Source organism: Falsiroseomonas oleicola (assembly GCF_019029495.1).
Taxonomy (GTDB): Bacteria; Pseudomonadota; Alphaproteobacteria; order Acetobacterales; family Acetobacteraceae; genus Falsiroseomonas; species Falsiroseomonas oleicola.
This window is the reverse complement of the sequence record NZ_JAERQM010000008.1, coordinates 206,849-221,846: the sequence shown is the minus strand read 5'-3', so window position 1 is coordinate 221,846 and position 14,998 is coordinate 206,849. Positions and strand designations below refer to the sequence as shown.

The 14,998-nt window shown below is 69.2% G+C and carries 13 protein-coding genes; 5 read left to right on the top strand and 8 right to left on the bottom strand.

Going from position 1 to position 14,998, the window contains the following annotated elements:
- Positions 1-99 precede the first annotated feature (99 nt).
- Both JJQ90_RS23280 and JJQ90_RS23275 read right to left on the bottom strand, forming a co-directional pair.
- Positions 100-465: a cupin domain-containing protein gene (locus JJQ90_RS23280; protein WP_216878674.1), complete on the bottom strand. Its 366-nt coding sequence runs from the start codon at positions 463-465 to the stop codon at positions 100-102.
- Complete coding sequence (locus JJQ90_RS23275) at positions 462-1,442, bottom strand: tripartite tricarboxylate transporter substrate binding protein (protein ID WP_216878673.1); 981 nt, start codon at positions 1,440-1,442, stop codon at positions 462-464. The genes JJQ90_RS23280 and JJQ90_RS23275 overlap by 4 nt, the downstream gene beginning before the upstream one ends.
- A gap of 78 nt (positions 1,443-1,520) precedes the next feature.
- Here JJQ90_RS23275 and JJQ90_RS23270 point away from each other — a divergent pair, with 78 nt between their 5' ends.
- Positions 1,521-2,129, top strand: a complete 609-nt coding sequence (locus JJQ90_RS23270) for an NIPSNAP family protein (RefSeq protein ID WP_216878672.1) — start codon at positions 1,521-1,523, stop codon at positions 2,127-2,129.
- Positions 2,130-2,224: 95 nt separating this feature from the next.
- Complete coding sequence (locus JJQ90_RS27365) at positions 2,225-2,809, top strand: calcium-binding protein (protein WP_216878671.1); 585 nt, start codon at positions 2,225-2,227, stop codon at positions 2,807-2,809.
- Positions 2,810-2,825: 16 nt separating this feature from the next.
- Here JJQ90_RS27365 and JJQ90_RS23260 read toward each other — a convergent pair whose 3' ends face one another.
- The 3 genes from JJQ90_RS23260 to JJQ90_RS23250 are packed head-to-tail and all read right to left on the bottom strand — an operon-like array spanning position 2,826 to position 5,136.
- Positions 2,826-3,506: a maleate cis-trans isomerase family protein gene (locus tag JJQ90_RS23260; protein ID WP_216878670.1), complete on the bottom strand. Its 681-nt coding sequence runs from the start codon at positions 3,504-3,506 to the stop codon at positions 2,826-2,828.
- Positions 3,507-3,517: 11 nt separating this feature from the next.
- Positions 3,518-4,075 carry a carboxymuconolactone decarboxylase family protein gene (locus tag JJQ90_RS23255; RefSeq protein ID WP_216878669.1) on the bottom strand — a complete coding sequence of 186 codons (558 nt, stop codon included), beginning with the start codon at positions 4,073-4,075 and terminating at the stop codon, positions 3,518-3,520.
- On the bottom strand, positions 4,072-5,136 hold the full coding sequence (locus JJQ90_RS23250; RefSeq protein WP_216878668.1) for a WD40/YVTN/BNR-like repeat-containing protein: 1,065 nt from the start codon (positions 5,134-5,136) through the stop codon (positions 4,072-4,074). The genes JJQ90_RS23255 and JJQ90_RS23250 overlap by 4 nt, the downstream gene beginning before the upstream one ends.
- 116 nt (positions 5,137-5,252) lie before the next feature.
- On the opposite strand from JJQ90_RS23250, the gene JJQ90_RS23245 reads away from it, so the two are divergent.
- The 3 genes from JJQ90_RS23245 to JJQ90_RS23235 all read left to right on the top strand — a co-directional run bounded on the left by JJQ90_RS23245 (position 5,253) and on the right by JJQ90_RS23235 (position 9,946).
- Positions 5,253-6,215 carry a Bug family tripartite tricarboxylate transporter substrate binding protein gene (locus tag JJQ90_RS23245; RefSeq protein WP_216878667.1) on the top strand — a complete coding sequence of 321 codons (963 nt, stop codon included), beginning with the start codon at positions 5,253-5,255 and terminating at the stop codon, positions 6,213-6,215.
- Between the two features lie 73 nt (positions 6,216-6,288).
- Entirely contained in the window at positions 6,289-7,665 is a 1,377-nt protein-coding gene (locus tag JJQ90_RS23240; RefSeq protein WP_216878666.1) for an esterase/lipase family protein, read from the top strand.
- A 199-nt stretch (positions 7,666-7,864) separates the two neighbouring features.
- On the top strand, positions 7,865-9,946 hold the full coding sequence (locus JJQ90_RS23235; protein ID WP_216878665.1) for a hydantoinase/oxoprolinase family protein: 2,082 nt from the start codon (positions 7,865-7,867) through the stop codon (positions 9,944-9,946).
- A gap of 3 nt (positions 9,947-9,949) precedes the next feature.
- Here JJQ90_RS23235 and JJQ90_RS23230 read toward each other — a convergent pair whose 3' ends face one another.
- The 3 genes from JJQ90_RS23230 to JJQ90_RS23220 are packed head-to-tail and all read right to left on the bottom strand — an operon-like array spanning position 9,950 to position 14,885.
- Complete coding sequence (locus tag JJQ90_RS23230; RefSeq protein ID WP_216878664.1) at positions 9,950-11,752, bottom strand: hydantoinase B/oxoprolinase family protein; 1,803 nt, start codon at positions 11,750-11,752, stop codon at positions 9,950-9,952.
- Positions 11,749-13,149, bottom strand: a complete 1,401-nt coding sequence (locus JJQ90_RS23225; protein WP_216878663.1) for a M20 family metallopeptidase — start codon at positions 13,147-13,149, stop codon at positions 11,749-11,751. Before JJQ90_RS23225 ends, JJQ90_RS23230 begins: the two co-directional genes overlap by 4 nt.
- Entirely contained in the window at positions 13,146-14,885 is a 1,740-nt protein-coding gene (locus JJQ90_RS23220; protein WP_216878662.1) for a M28 family metallopeptidase, read from the bottom strand. Before JJQ90_RS23220 ends, JJQ90_RS23225 begins: the two co-directional genes overlap by 4 nt.
- Between the last annotated feature and the right edge of the window lie 113 nt (positions 14,886-14,998).

Genomic DNA, 14,998 nt, shown 5'->3' with positions numbered 1-14,998 from the left:
CGGGCGCCGCCGCTTGTGCGTCGCGCCGAAGGCGCGCCTTCGGCGCGACGAAGCCAAGGAAACCGGAGGTTTCCGCCCGGCGTATGAGGGCCGTTGATATCACGGCACCACGGGGGCGGTGATGACCAGGAAGACCAGATTGGCGAGGCCGGTATTGTGCAGCGCATGTGGCACGCCGGGCGGGATGAACACATAGCTGTCCTTGCGCACCACCACGCGGCGCTCACCCAGGGTCAGCAGGCCCTCACCCTGGAGGAAGTGGTAGATCTGCTCCTTGGCCTCATGCTGGTGCAGGGCGACATGGGCGCGGGGCTCGTAGGAGGAGATGCGGTAGTCGATCACCCGCGACCCCCCTTCGCCGGCCGCCACCAGGATTTTCGACAGCGCCCCGCCATGATGGCCGGGGCTTTCCTCCCACAGCACCTCGGCCATTTCGCGCAGCACGGCGTCGCGGGCCGGGGTCATTCCGCCACCTCGAAGCGCACATGGGTGGCGAGGTCGGCCCAGCGGGTCAGCTCCCGCTCCAGATGCGCGCGCAGCGCAGCGCCATCGCTGCCGCGGGCCTCCACGCCGATGTCGCGGAAGCGCTGCGCCGTTTCCGGATGCCGCAGCGCCGCGGCGACGCCCGCCTGGAGCTTCGCGGTCACCGCCGGCGGCAGGCCCGCCGGGCCGAGCAGGCCGAGCCATTCATACAGTTCGAAGCCCGGCAGCGCCGCTTCCGCCACCGTCGGCGTCTCCGGCGCGGCGGGGCTGCGGGCGGCGCCGGTGGTGGCCAGGGCGCGAAGCTGCCCGCCGGCGATGAAGGGCCGCGCCGTGGGCAGCACGGCGAAGACATAGCTGACCCGGCCGGCCATCAGATCCGTCATCACCTGGCCGCCGCCGCGATAGGGCACATGCACGGCGCGCAGCCCGCCGGCGGCGTGGTTGAACATCTCCGTCGCCAGGTGGTTGCCGCTGCCATTGCCGGCGGAGCCGTAATTCACCTCCCCGGGCCGGGCGCGCAGCATGGCGATGACATCCTGCACGCTCCGCGCGGGGGAGGAGGGCGGCACCACCAGCACCATCGGCACCACGCCGACCAGCGAGACGGGGGTGAAGTCCCGCCGCGCGTCATAGGGGATGTTGCGGAACAGCACGGGGTTGGCGGCCAGCGCCGTGGTGGCCAGCACCAGCGTATGCCCATCCGGCTCCGCCCGCGCCGCCAGTCCGAAGCCGAGCATGGCGGCACCGCCCGGGCGGTTGTCCACGATCACCTGCTGGCCGAGTTCCTCGCCCAGGCGCGGCGCGAGGATGCGGGCGGCGATGTCGGTGATGCCGCCGGGGCCGTAGGGTACCACCAGCCGGATGGGGCGGTCCGGAAAGGCGGCGGCCGTATGGGGCGCGGTGGCCAGCAGCAGGGCGCCGAGCGCCGCCAGCAGCTTCGGGATCATCGTTTCCTCCATGCCGGTCGTCTTGCCGGGTTTGGTAACCTGTCCCACGATGCGGGAGAAAATCAAGGGGTGCGGCCCCGGGGGAATGTCATGGTCGATGAATTGCGGATCTACACGCTGCGCCCCGGCGCCATGGCCGACTACCTCGACCTGGCCGAGCATGTCGCGGTGCCGGTGCGCGGCGATCGCTACGGCCAGCTTCTGGGTTTCTGGGCCAATGAGGTCGGCGCGGCCAATGCCGTGGTGAATCTCTGGCGGCACGGGACGCTGGAAACCCGCAAGGCCCTGCGCCAGCAGCTGGAGGCGCTGCCAGCCTGGCGGGAACGCTACCTGGCCGGGGTGCGGCCGCTGATGCTGCGGCAGGTGGTGCGCTTCCTCGACCCTGTCCTGCCCCTGGCGGCACCGGCTTCGCCCGGCCCGAACCTGTATGAACAACGCCTGTTCCAGGCCCGTCCGGGCGAGGCCGGCGCCCTGGCCGAGGCCCTGGCGCGGGAAGGCGAGCCGGGCCAGATCGCCGTCTGGACCAGCTTCGCCGGCCCGATCAATGAGGTCGTGCAGCTTCTGGCGCATGCCGACCCGGCCGCGCGGCTGGCGCATAGTCTCCACGGGCGGGACGGGGTGCTCGCCCGCCACGCGGCCCGGATCCAGGAGGTGGAGACCAGCCTGATGCGGGCCGCGCCGCATTCGCCGTTTCGCTGATCGGCTTTTCCTATCACCCCCAGAGCGTATACCCCCCTGCCAAAACCCGTCGTGATCCGGTTTGATCCGGACATCACCAGACCCCAGAGGACGACATGACCGATTCTCCGAAGATCATCGATGACAAAGCGCTGTCCGGGGTGACCGGTGGCGCCATCGGTGGCGGCAATGACAGTGTCCGCGGCGGCAGCGCCGACAACTACATCAACGCCCAGGGCGGCAATGACAGCGTGGCCGGCGGCGGCGGCAACGACATGCTGGATGGCGGCGAGGGCAACGACCTGGTCATGGGCAACAGCGGCAACGACACCATCACCGGCGGCGCCGGCGACGACGTGCTGATCGGCGGCACGGGGGCCGATGTCATCAACGGCGACCAGGTCTGGGGCGCGCAGGGCAATGACGTGATCCGCTGGCACCCCGGCGAGGGCAACGACACCATCAATGGCGGTGGCGGTACCGATCAGCTCGTGCTGGAGGATACCGGGATGACGCTGCAGCAATTGTTCAACGCCATCACGCCCGACCCGGGTTCACCGCGCCCGACCATGTCGAGCCATTCGATCAACCTGACCGGGGTGAGCGGCACCATCACCATCGGCGGCGAGACCATCCGCTTCACCAACATGGAATCGCTGGTGAATGGCAGCTACCAGTACTTCTCGGGCCGCGGCGAGTAGCTGGAGAGCGGGCGCCTCAGGCGGTGGCGGGCACCGCCATCGCCTGCTGTGCCGTCGCGCTGATCGAGGACAGCACCGGCCGGCCCATGTCCCGCGCCAGCCCGGCCAGGAAGGGCTGGGTCGGCAGTTGGGAGCAGCCGATGAACAGGGCGTCGCAATCCGCCGCCATGGTCCGGCGCGCCAGCGCCTCCACCTCCGGCGGCTGGATGGCGCAGAGCGCCTCCAGGTCCTTGGCCCGCAGCGAGTCCATCCGCTTCACCGTGATGCCGCCATCGGCCAGGAATTCCGCGAGCTGCGCGTTCACCTCGTCCGAATAGGGCGTGACCACCGCGATCTCCTTCGCGCCGATCTGCTGAAGCCCCTGCACCATGGCGCGGGCCGTGGTGACCACCGGCAGGCCGGTGACCTGGGCGAGTTCCCGCGCCAGTTCGGCATCGCCCGCCGGCCCGGCGATGAAGCCGGCGGCGGTGCAGCCATAGGCCAGAAGGTCGTGGGTGGCCGGGGAGAAATGTTCGGCGGCCAGCTTCACGGCGGCCTCGCGATAGGCGGGCATCGTCTCCCGCGTCAGCAGGCCCGTGGTGCGGGGGATGCCGATGCGGGTGACGGTCGAGCCTTCGGGCAGGAAGCCCAGCATCTCCCGCTCCATCGTCGTATTGGTGGCCGGCACCATCAGCCCGACCCGGATCGCACGCGGCATGGCAGCCTCTCCTACAGGGGTTTCAGCGGCGGCGTGGCGCCATCCGGCAGCGCCGGGTCGGCGGTGTTCAGCACCATCGCCAGCATCGTGTAGTAGCCGGCGAGCGCCAGCAGATCGAGCACGGCCGCCTTGCCGAAGCGCGCCTCCGCGGCGGTGTAGAGGGCGTCGGTCGGCTTGCCGTCGCGATGCACGGCCATGGCGAAATCATGCACCATCGCCTGGTCCGCATCCATCGGCTCCGGGCGCCGCCCCTCCGCGATCGCGGTGATGATAGGCTCGGGCAGGCCCTCGTTCCGGGCGATGCGGGCATGGGCGAAGAACTCGTACTGGCAGTTCCAGCGCCGCGCCGTGACCAGGATCAGCAACTCCACCAGGGATTGCGGCATGCCGGTGCCGAAGCGCAGATGCTCACCCAGCGCCTGGATGCGCATGGCGAGAGGCGGGTTGTGCAGCAGCGCCAGGAAGGGGCCGCGGACGGAACCGCGCGGCCCGCCGGCAATGGCGGCCGCCACCTCCCGCTGCGTCTCCGTCATCTGGTCGGGCGGAATGGCCGGGAAGCGTTCGGTCATGCGGGGACTTTCGCCATGGGGTGGTTCATCTGCGCCGCGGTCAGGATCGGCCGGGTGATGGAATGTGGCGCCTTTCGCGTGCCGGGCGGAAGGGCACGCCAGTGCAATGCCCGCAGCTCGCCGAATTCATGCGGCAGCCGGACCCAGGATTCGCCGCCATCCTGGCTGCGGAAGACCTGGCCGAGATTGGTGCAGACCAGCACCAGCATCGGGTCGGCGGGATCGGTCGCGATGCACCAGACCGTGCTGTTGGCCACCCCCGGCAGGCCCGCATCGGCCCAGGTCACGCCATGGTCGCGGGAGATCAGCAGGAAGCCGTCATTGCCCGGCGGGCCATTGCCATTGCCCAGGAACACCACGCCCGAATCATCGGCGCGGGGCTGCACGCCACGGGTATAGGGCCAGGGCGCTGGCAGGTCCTGATGCACCCAGTTGGCGCCATCATCCTCGCTGCGGTGCAGGCCGCGATTGGTGGTGGCCAGCAGCGCCTTGCCACCGCCCGGCAGGCGGATCACCGCCAGCCCGTGCACATCGCCCGAGACCAGCCCGTTGCCGCGTTCCGCCCAGGTCAGCCCACGGTCGCGGCTGACGAAGATGCTGCCGATCTCGACGGAGGCCCAGACCGTGCCGTCATCCACCGGGTCGAACAGGATCTGCGTGACCCGCGTCGGCCCCTTGTTCTGTTCCGAGAAGGCGGCGATCCCCGGGGCGGGCACGGCGGACCAGCTCTGCCCGGCATCGGCGGAGCGCCAGAAGCCGGCCGGGCGGGTGCCGGCGATCAGCACATCCGGGTCCTTCGGATCGATGGCGATGGCCCAGACATCCTCCATGGGGGAGGGCAGGTGGATCCAGCGCGCGGTCGTCTCATCCCAGCGATAGGCGCCCATGTCGGTCGCCGCGAAAAGCCGCTCCGGCGTCGCGGGATGGCTGGCGAAACCCCAGACGCGGGCTTCGAGATACATCCCCGAATGGCTGTTCGGATGCACCCAGCTCGCGCCAAGATCGTCGCTGAACCAGGCCGAGTGCCCCGCCGTGCCGGCATAGAGCTGGATATCCGCCACCGTCTTTCCTCCGCCCTTGACCTCTTGGTAAAATCAATCCCACCATACGAGAAGAAATGTCAAGTCACCCGACGGGAAGGGTGTCACAAGGGAGGAACAAGATGATGACATACCGCATGAGCCGCCGTGGGCTGCTGGGCGCCGGCCTGGCCCTGCCACTCGCCGCGCCAGCCTTGGCGCAGGGCTTTCCGAACCGGCCGGTCCGCATCGTCATCGGCTTTCCGCCGGGCGGCGGCATCGACATCCTGGCACGGCTGATGGCGCCGCATATGGGGGCGAAGCTCGGCCAGCCGGTGGTGGTGGAAAACAGGCCGGGCGCCAATGGCCTGGTGGCGACCCAGGCGGTGGCACAGGGGGAGGCCGATGGCCATGCCATCTTCTTCGGCACCACCGGCAATCTGGCGGTGAACCCGGTGCTGTATCCGAACATGCCGGTGGATGTGCTGCGGGATTTCGCGCCGCTGTCGCATGTGGCCTCCCTGGCCTTCGTGCTGGTGGTGAATCCGGAGGTGCCGGCGCGGAGCCTGGCGGAGTTCATCGCCTTGGCGAAGGCGCAGCCCGGCAGGCTGAACTTCGCCTCCTCCGGCAATGGCGGGCTGCCGCATCTGTCGGGCGAATTGCTGAACAGCGCCGCCGGCATCCAGACCATCCACGTGCCCTATCGCGGCAGCGCGCCGGCCTTCACCGATGTGATCGCCGGCCAGTGCCAGTTCATGTTCGACGCCCTGGCCATCGCGCAGCCGCATATTGCCTCTGGCCGCGTGCGCGCCCTGGCGGCGACGGGCCCGACGCGGCTGGCGGCGTTGCCGGATGTGCCTGTGGCGAAGGAGACGCTGCCGGGATTCGAGGTGACGAACTGGTACGGCATGAGTGTGCGCGCCGGCACGCCGCCCGCCATCGTCAACCGCCTGCATGCGGAGGTGGTGGCCGCGCTGGCGGTGCCGGAAGTCGCGGAGCGTGCCGCGGGGCTCGGCCTGGATCTCGTCGGCAGCGGCCCGGACGCCTTCGCCACCTTCCAGCGCGCCGAGATCGAGCGCTGGGGCGGCGTGGTGCGCCGCGCGAATATCACTGCGAGCTGATCGGCACTTCCCGGTTGTCCGGCCGGGCGGGGGCGTGCCAGCCTCCGCCCACGCGCGAACCGGAGGTGCAACGATGCCGGCGAAGAATCCCATCATCCTGCTGCATGGCTATTCGGACAAAGGCCTGTCCTTCGAGCCCTGGAAGCGCCAGCTTGTCGCCGCCGGCCATGCCGAAGCCGATGTGCATATCTGCGAATACAAGAGCCTGACCAATGAGGTCACCATCAAGGACCTCGCCGAGGGCTTTGATCGCGCGCTGCGGACCAGGCTGGAACCTGAACAGGCCTTCGACGCCATCGTGCATTCCACGGGCATGCTGGTGATCCGGTCCTGGCTCGCCACCTATGGCGGTCGGCGGGCGCGGTTGAAGCGGCTGGTGGCGCTGGCGCCGGCGACCAATGGATCGCCGCTGGCGCATCGCGGCCGCGGCTATCTCGGCGCCATCTTCAAGGGCAACCGGATTCCGGGCACGGATTTCATGGAGGCGGGCGACCAGATCCTGGATGGGCTGGAACTCGGCAGCCGCTTCACCTGGGACCTCGCGCATCAGGACCTGCTGGGCAAGGAGCCCTTCTACCAGCGCGGCAAGGACTCGCCCTATGTCTTCATCCTCTGCGGCACGGCGCGCTATTCGGGGTTGAAGGCGCTGGTGAATGAGGAAGGTTCGGACGGCACCGTGCGGCTGGCGGGTTGCAGCCTGGACAGCCAGAAACTCTGCATTGATCTGGCGGTCGATGCGGAGGCGCTGGAAGTGGATAGTCCGAAGCGAATCGCCGCGAGCGATGTCGCGGCACGTAAAGCTTTGCCCATGCGGCTGTATCCCGTGGCGGGCAAGAACCACTCCACCATCCTGGCGAAGCCCGACGGCACATTGCGCGACCTCGTGATCTCCGCGCTGGAGGTGAAGGACGATGCCGGCTTCGATGCCTGGCGCGACACGGCGGAGGATGTGACGCGGGAAGCGCGGGACGGCATCGACCAGTACCAGCAATTCGTGGTGCGGGCGATCGACGAGCGTGGCGATCCCATCAGCGACTATTTCATCGAGCTGTTTTCCCGCGACCAGGCGGCGGACAGGCGCGTGCCCTTCGACCTCGACGTGCACGCCTATCGCGCCGATCCTTCGCTGCGCTGCTTCCACATCAATCTGACGAAGCTCTTCGCGCGCTTTCCCGCGGGGCAGGTGCCGGATCTCTGGGTGCGCATCATCGCCTCCTCCGGCTCCGACCTCGTCGGCTATCACGGACTGAACAGCGAAAGGATAACGCCGGATCTGGCGGCGATGAACGAAACGGGCGTCTGGGATGCGGAGGTGAAGCTGCCAGCGGTGTTCGGCCGCGCCGGCACCAAGCTGTTCTGGCCCTTCACCACCACCTTCCTGGAGGTGCGGCTGAACCGGGACCCGATGCCCTTTGGCCAGGTGGCGAACAAGGTCTGCTATTTTGTGTGATGCCCTCAAGCGCCGGGCGGCTGCATCCGCAGCCTTGGCTCGCCGCATATGCGGCGGCGGCCATTCGGCCGCTCGGCCGGCGAAAATGCCGGCCGCAGGTCCCAAGACCATGCTCATAACGTCAGGATAAATGCCCCGGGGCCGATTTCCAGGCCGCGCGAAACCGCTGTAGCATCCCGCTGCGGATGATGGAGCGGGCATGAGCGATCAGCAGGCGATGGCGCAACCCACTGCGAAGGGACCGCTTTCCATCGCGGTCGATGCCGGCGGCACCTTCACCGATATCGTGCTGGTGGACCGCGCCAGCGGCCACCGCTGGCAGGCCAAGGTGCCCTCCACCCCCGCCGACCGGTCCCAGGCCTTCGCCGATGGCATCGCGCAGATCCTGGCCTCGGCGGCGCGACTGGCGGCGGAGGTGACGCATGTGCTGCACGGCACCACCGTCGCCACCAATGCCATCCTTGAACACAAGGGCACCCAGGCCGGGCTGCTGACCACCGCCGGGCTGCGCCATGTGCTGGAGATCGGCCGTCACGACATTCCGCGCCACGAGAACCTCTACGCCTGGGTGAAGCCGCGCCGGCCGATTCCGCCCGAGCATGTGCTGGAAGCCCGTGAACGCCTGGCCGCCGATGGCAGCGTGGTGACGCCGCTGGAGGAGGCGGATGTGCGCGCCGCCGCCGCGGAATTCCGTCGCCTCGATGTGAAGGCCGTCGCCGTGTGTTTCCTGCACGCCTATGCCGATCCGCGCCACGAACAGCGGGCGGGCGCGATCCTGGCGGAGGAACTGCCGGGCATTCCCATCACGCTGTCCACCGAGGTGCTGCCGGTGTTCCGCGAATACGAACGCAGCATGGCGACCGCGCTGAACGCCTATGTCATGCCCGCCGTCGCCACCTATGTCCGCCGCGTCGAGGACCGGCTGCGGGAGGGTGGCATCGCCGCGCCGCTGTTGCTGATGAAGTCCAGTGGCGGCGTGATCCGTGGCGAGGGGGCAGCGAGGCAGCCGGTGCAGACCGCACTCTCCGGCCCCGCCGCCGGCGTGGTCGGCGCGCGTGCGCTGGGGCTGCGGGCGGGGCATCCGCGGCTCATCACGCTGGATGTTGGCGGCACCTCCGCCGATATCAGCCTGATCGACGGCGAGCCGCGACTGACCAGCGAGGGCCGGGTCGGCGACTGGCCGCTGACCCTGCCGATGATCGACATCCACACCATCGGCGCCGGCGGCGGTTCCATCGCGCGGGTCTCGCCGGAGGGCGCGCTGCTGGTCGGGCCCGAAAGCGCTGGCGCGGTGCCCGGCCCCGTCGCCTATGGCAAGGGCGGCGAGGCGCCGACGCTGACGGATGCGAATCTCGTGCTGGGCCGGCTGCCGCCCTCGCTGCTCGATGGCGGCATCACGCTGGATGTCGATGCGGCGGCACGCGCCATCGAGACGCGCATTGCGAAGCCGCTGGGCCTCAGCCTCGCCGATGCGGCGCGCGGCATCGTCGCGGTGGCGGACAATGCCATGGCGGGCGCGATCCGCGTCGTCTCCGTGCAGCGCGGCTTCGACCCGCAGGATTTTTCGCTGCTGCCCTTCGGCGGCGCGGGGCCGTTGCAGGCCGGCGCCATCGCGCGGCTGCTCGGAATGAAGCGTATCCTGGTGCCGGCACGGCCCGGCGTGCTTTCCGCCGAGGGGCTGCTGGCCGCGCCGCTGCGCAACGAATTTGCGCGAACCGTGATGCTGCGCGCGCCGGTCACGGATCTCGCGCCGCTCACCAATGCCTTCACCGCGCTGGATGCGGAAGCCGCCGCCTGGCTGGTGGCGGAGGCGGTGCCGGAGGAAGCGCGGGAGATCCGCTGGCGCGCCGGCATGCGCTATGTGCATCAGGGCTTCGAACTGTATGTGGACTGGCCCGGCCGCCGCGCCGATGCGGCCGCGCTGGCCGAAGCGGTGGAGCGCTTTCATACCTTTCACGAACAGCTCTACACCTTCGCGCAGCGCGACACGGCGGTGGAGATCGTGACGCTGGACGTGACGGCCCTCGGCACGCTGCCCGGCCCGGCGCCGGCCAGCGTTCCGCCTGCTGGCGCGGTGACGGCGATGGGCGATGCGCTGGTGCAGCTGGCCGATGGCCCGGCGCGCGTGCCGGTCTGGCACCGCGACAGGCTCGGCACCGGCGCGGTGCTGCGCGGCCCCGGGATCGTCGTGCAGATGGATGCGACCACCTGGCTGCATCCCGGCGACGTCGCGACGATGGATGCCTTCGGGAATCTGGTGGTGGAGGTGGGGGAGGCGTAGCGCCTACCCCGCCATCGCCCCCCACCAGTCATCCGCATCGCGATAGGCGCCGTGGCGATGGAACATCGCCTCGTTCCCCCCGCGCTGCGCCCGCAGCGCCGCGGTAGCCTCTTCGTCCACCTCGCGGTCCGGCCCGTCCCGAAACACCACGCCGTAATCGTCCCGCGCACCATCCAGCGTGATGAACCCCCCACGCAGGTCCTGCCGCACGCGCCAGGGCTCACGCTCGAAGGGATGGCCCCAGCCGCCGCCGCCGGTGGATTCCATGCGCACCACATCGCCGCGCTGCATGGGAATGCCGCGTGCGAGGCGCGGCAATTCGCGTTCCTCCGGCGTGCCGGGGTTGAGCAGGAACCGCCCGGGCCGGCCGGCCTGGCCGCCCTTCACGCCCCAGGGCGGATTGTCCACATTGTCCATGCGCGTGTTGAGCGTGGTGCCATCCACCAGCACCTCCATCTCCCGCACCATGCCCGCGCCGCCGCGCCAGCGACCGGGGCCACCGGAATCGGCGCGGACGGCATAGGTGCGGATGCGCACCGGCATGTCGCCTTCCAGGAACTCGATCGGATAATTCTGCTGCGCGACGTAGTAGATGACGTCGATGCCGTCCGCGAAGGGTCGTGCGCCCTGGCCCGTGCCATGCCCGCCGGACTTGTAGAACAGCGACCCGTCCTTCGGCTGCCGCCCCGTCAGCGTGTAGATGGTGTAGATGGAGCTCGCCGCAGGGCTCTCGCCTCCCGTCGCCTGCGCGATCAGGCCGAGGCAACTGGAGATCACCCGCGCCAGCGTGTTGGAGCGCTGGCCTAACGGGGCGGGGAAGGCGGGCTGGATGATCGTGCCCTCCTTGGTCCGCACATCGGAGATGGCGCGCAGCAGACCCTCATTCATCATCAGCCCGGGCTCGTCCTGCAGCAGGTACAGGCCGAAGCAGGTGTTGGGCACGGTCGGGTTCATCAGGAAGTTGATCGGCCCCTGGGCCTGCGGGTCCGATTCCGTGGTGTCCAGCGTGAAGCCATCTTCCCGGGATTCCAGCTTGAAGCGCACGGTGAAGGGGCCATTGCCCTTGCCGTCGCCGTCGACGCGGTCGGCGAAACGCCAGGTGCCACCGGGCGGGAACAGTTCCGCCAGCCGCCGGCGGAAGACGCGGGAGGACTGCTCGATCATCGCCTCCACCGCGCCCAGCAGCGTCTCCGTGCCGAAGCGGGCAAACAGCTCGCCGAGCCGCTTTTCGCCCAGCCGCACGGCCGCCGTCAGCGCCCGCGTGTCGCCGCGCGCATGCTGCGGGAAGCGGGAGTTGCGGACAAAGGTCTCGAACAGGTCGGTGTTCAGCACGCCTTCGCGGTACAGCCGCACCGGCGGCACCATGATGCCTTCCTGGAAGATGCTCTCCGTCCCCGGCGTGTTGGAGCCCGGCCAGGCGCCGCCGATGTCGCGGAAATGCGCCCAGCTCTGCGCGAAGGCCACCAGCCGGTCGCCGACGAAGACCGGGGTGGCGAAGACCTGGTCGGAGGTGTGGGAGACGCCGCCGCGCGAGATGTAGCAGTCATTGTACCAGAAGATGTCGCCCGGCCGGATGTCCTCCGCCGGGAAGCGGTCCAGGATCGGCCGCATCACATCGCCGAACAGCGCCAGCTTGGTGCCGGTGACGAGCCTTCCATCGGCGCCGTAGAAGCCGATGAAATAGTCCTGCTTCTCCCGGATCACCGGCGACATGGCGGTGCGTTCCAGCAGCGCCTCGCATTCCGCCTGGGCCGAGCGCAGCGCGCCCTTGATGATCTCGACCGTGACGGCATCCGGCGGGGTCATGCGGCTTTCCTCGGCCATTCCTGCTCGCCGAGATCCCAGAACAGGCCGGCGGCGATTTCCAGCCCTTCCCGCATGATCGGCAGCAGCGCGTGTTCATTCGGCGCGTGCTGCGAACAGCCGCTGTAGGAATGCGGGATGTAGAGCGTCGGCAGGCCGAGCGTCAGCGCGAAGCTGTCATTCGGCAGCGACCCACCGGCATTCGGCACGATCATCGGCACCTTGCCCGTGGTGCGCTCAATGGAGGCCGCGGCGAGGCGCGGCCATGGCCCATCCGGGTCCATCCGCGTCGCCGCCCATTCCGCGCCGCTGCGAATGCCCTCCACCATCACATCGTCGAAGCCGGCCTCGGCCAGATGCCTGCGGATGGCCGGGATGAAGGTCGCCGGATCGCGATCCACCGTGTAGCGAATCTGGCACCTTGCAAAGGCTTCCGGCGGCACGGCATTCACCGGCGCCTCCGGATGCCCGCATTTGAAGGCGAGGACCTCGAAGGTGTTCCAGCCAAAGACCTTCTCGGCGGCGGTCAACCCGCGCTCGCCCCACCAATGGTTGATCTCCGGGCCGTCCTCGCCGCCATCCACCTGGCATTGCGCCAAGGCGGCGCGCACGCTGTTGGGGATGCGCTCCGGCAGGATGTCGCGCGCCAGCACATGGCCGTCGCGGTCGATGATCGCGGCGATGGCATGGGCCAGCCGGACGCCGGGGTTGGCGAGCAGCCCGCCCCAATTGCCGGAATGGTGCCCGCCCTCGCGGTATTTCACGCGCAGGTCCATCGCCAGCGCGCCGCGCGTGCCGAGCACCAGCGCCGGCACATCCGGCACCAGCCGCGGCCCGTCGGAGGCCACCAGCACATCCGCCGCCAGCTCGTCCCGATGCGCGCGGCAGAATTCGTCGATGCCGGGGGAGCCCACCTCCTCGCTGGTCTCCAGCAGCAGGATGACGTTGAAGCCCAGCTTCCCCCGCGTCCTCAGCACCGCTTCCAGCGCCGCGAGGTTCATCGTGTGCTGGCCCTTGTTGTCGACCACGCCGCGGCCATAGAGGCGCTCGCCGCGCTGCGTCAGCACCCAGGGGGAGAGACCCTCCAGCCATTCCGAATCCAGCCCGCGAACCGTGTCGCCATGGCCATAGGTCAGCAGGGTCGGAAGGCCCTCGCCTTCGATCCTGCGCGCGATCAGGAAGGGGCCGCCCCTGCCGGTGGGGTTGGGGTGGATGGCGCAGGTGAAGCCGATGCGTTCCAGGTCGGGCGCCATTTCCTGTTCCAGGTAGCGCCAGAGATGCGGGCCGCTATCCGGGTCCTGGCTGGCGGTGGGGCAGGCGACGCGGCGGGCGAGCAGCGCCAGCAGGCTGCCATCCTCCAGCATGCCCCGCGCGGCGGCGATGGCGGCCTCCCGGCTCATGCCGCGCTCGCCTGCTGCACGCGGCGCGTGGCGGCGCGCAGCGCGGCGACGAAGCGGTTCTGGCCGCGCAGCAGCTCCACCTGTGCGGGCTTCTGCAAAGCGGCCTCCAGCGTCGCCAGTTCCGCCGCCACGGCCAGGCCGGGCAGGGGTGGCACGGTATAGGCCGGGTCATGCGCGAAGCGCGCCTCCCGCGTGTAGTTGATCGGCACCAGGATGCGCGACAGCTCCTGCACGGCGGCATTGCGCGCCGCTACCGGCGCGCCTTCCAGGCCCGCCAGCGCCGCGCGCAGCCCGGCCACGGCGGCCTTGGCCGGGGCGAGGTTGGCGGCGCCCTTCGAGGCCTCCTCATATTTCGCGATGGTCGCGTCGAATTCGTCGCAGGTCGCGATCCAGTCGAAGGGCAGCACTTCCGCATTCACGATGCGCAGGATGGACAGAAGATAGATCTTCATATCCGTCATCAGCACGCCCTGGTCGGCGATCTCCAGCGTGTCATTCTCCGTATGCCAGGCGATGTTCGCGCCGCAGCCGGAGACATCGTAATAGCCTTTCTCCTTGCGCAGCGCCTCCGGCATCGTGCTGGACAGCATGAAGAAGCTCGGCAGGCCGATATTGTTGAAGGAATAGTCGCCAGCCTGTGGCGGCCGCATGGTCTTGATGTCGGCATCCGGCACGATGTCCCGGATCGCCTGCGTGGCCAGCGCGGCGCTTTCGGTGAAGGCGCGGGTCTGGTGGTAGCTGGTGGCCCAGCGGCAGCCGGGGCTGTCGCAATTCACCTGTGCCAGGCAGTTCTCGTCGAGGTCGGTGGCGAAGGCATCGGTGAACCAGGTGGAGCCCGCATAGCGGCCGGTGGAATGGCCCGGCCACCAGGCGATCTTCACGCCGCGCTTCAGATCGCCGCGCCTGGCCCAGAGCACGCGCGCGATTTCCAGCATCGTCGCATCGCCCGTGGCATTGTCGCCGACGCCGACTTCCCAGGAATCGTAGTGCCCGTGCAGCAGCACGAATTTCTGTGCGTCTTCGCTGCCGGGGATGGTCACCACGGGGATCTTTTGCGGGAACCAGCCTTCCAGCATGTCGGTCATGATGGTCGCCTCGCCGCCGGCTTCCGCCAGGGCCATCAGCTTCTGGCCGTCCGGGTTGTTCACGGCGACCACGGGGATCTTCGGCTTGCGCGGCAGGTCGTGCAGGTCCGGGCTGCCCCAGATGGTGGTGCAGGTGCCCCAATGGATGTCGATGCCCGGATTCACGGCAATCAGCCCCAGCCCGCCCCATTCCTCGATCAGGCTGGTCAGCGCCGGATTGCCGAAACCCTGCATGATGACGATCTTGCCGCCCACCGTTTCCTTTGCATGCGCGACGGAGGTGATCGAACCCCCGAACAGCGTCGCGATGTCGCGCGAATAGGAACGCAGCGCCTTCGGATTGGCCGTCAGCTTCACCAGCGGCGCGGTGCGCCCGCCCGGCACCGGCAAGGCGGAGGAGGGCGGCTTGGCGCGGTAGGTGACGCCGCCGGCGGTGACGGAAGCATCCATCGGCACGGAGAGGCAGATTTCCGGCTCATTCACCTCCACCGGAATGCCATGCCTGCGCAGCTTGGCCACAATGACATCGGCCGCCTTGTTCACATCCTCCGGCTTCCAGCGATGCATGCCGGCGAAGGTGGTCACCAGGTCCCAGGGCGCATCGAGTGTCATGGCATCGAGGAAACGCTGTTCTTCGGTGGTGATCGGCATGCGGAGGGTCCCCTCGATCGGCGGCGCGGCGCACGATGCCAGCACCCCGCGCGGCCCTGCGCAAGCCACCCTGGCCGATGTCCGGATGCGATCGCTGGCGTCGCAGGAAAGTA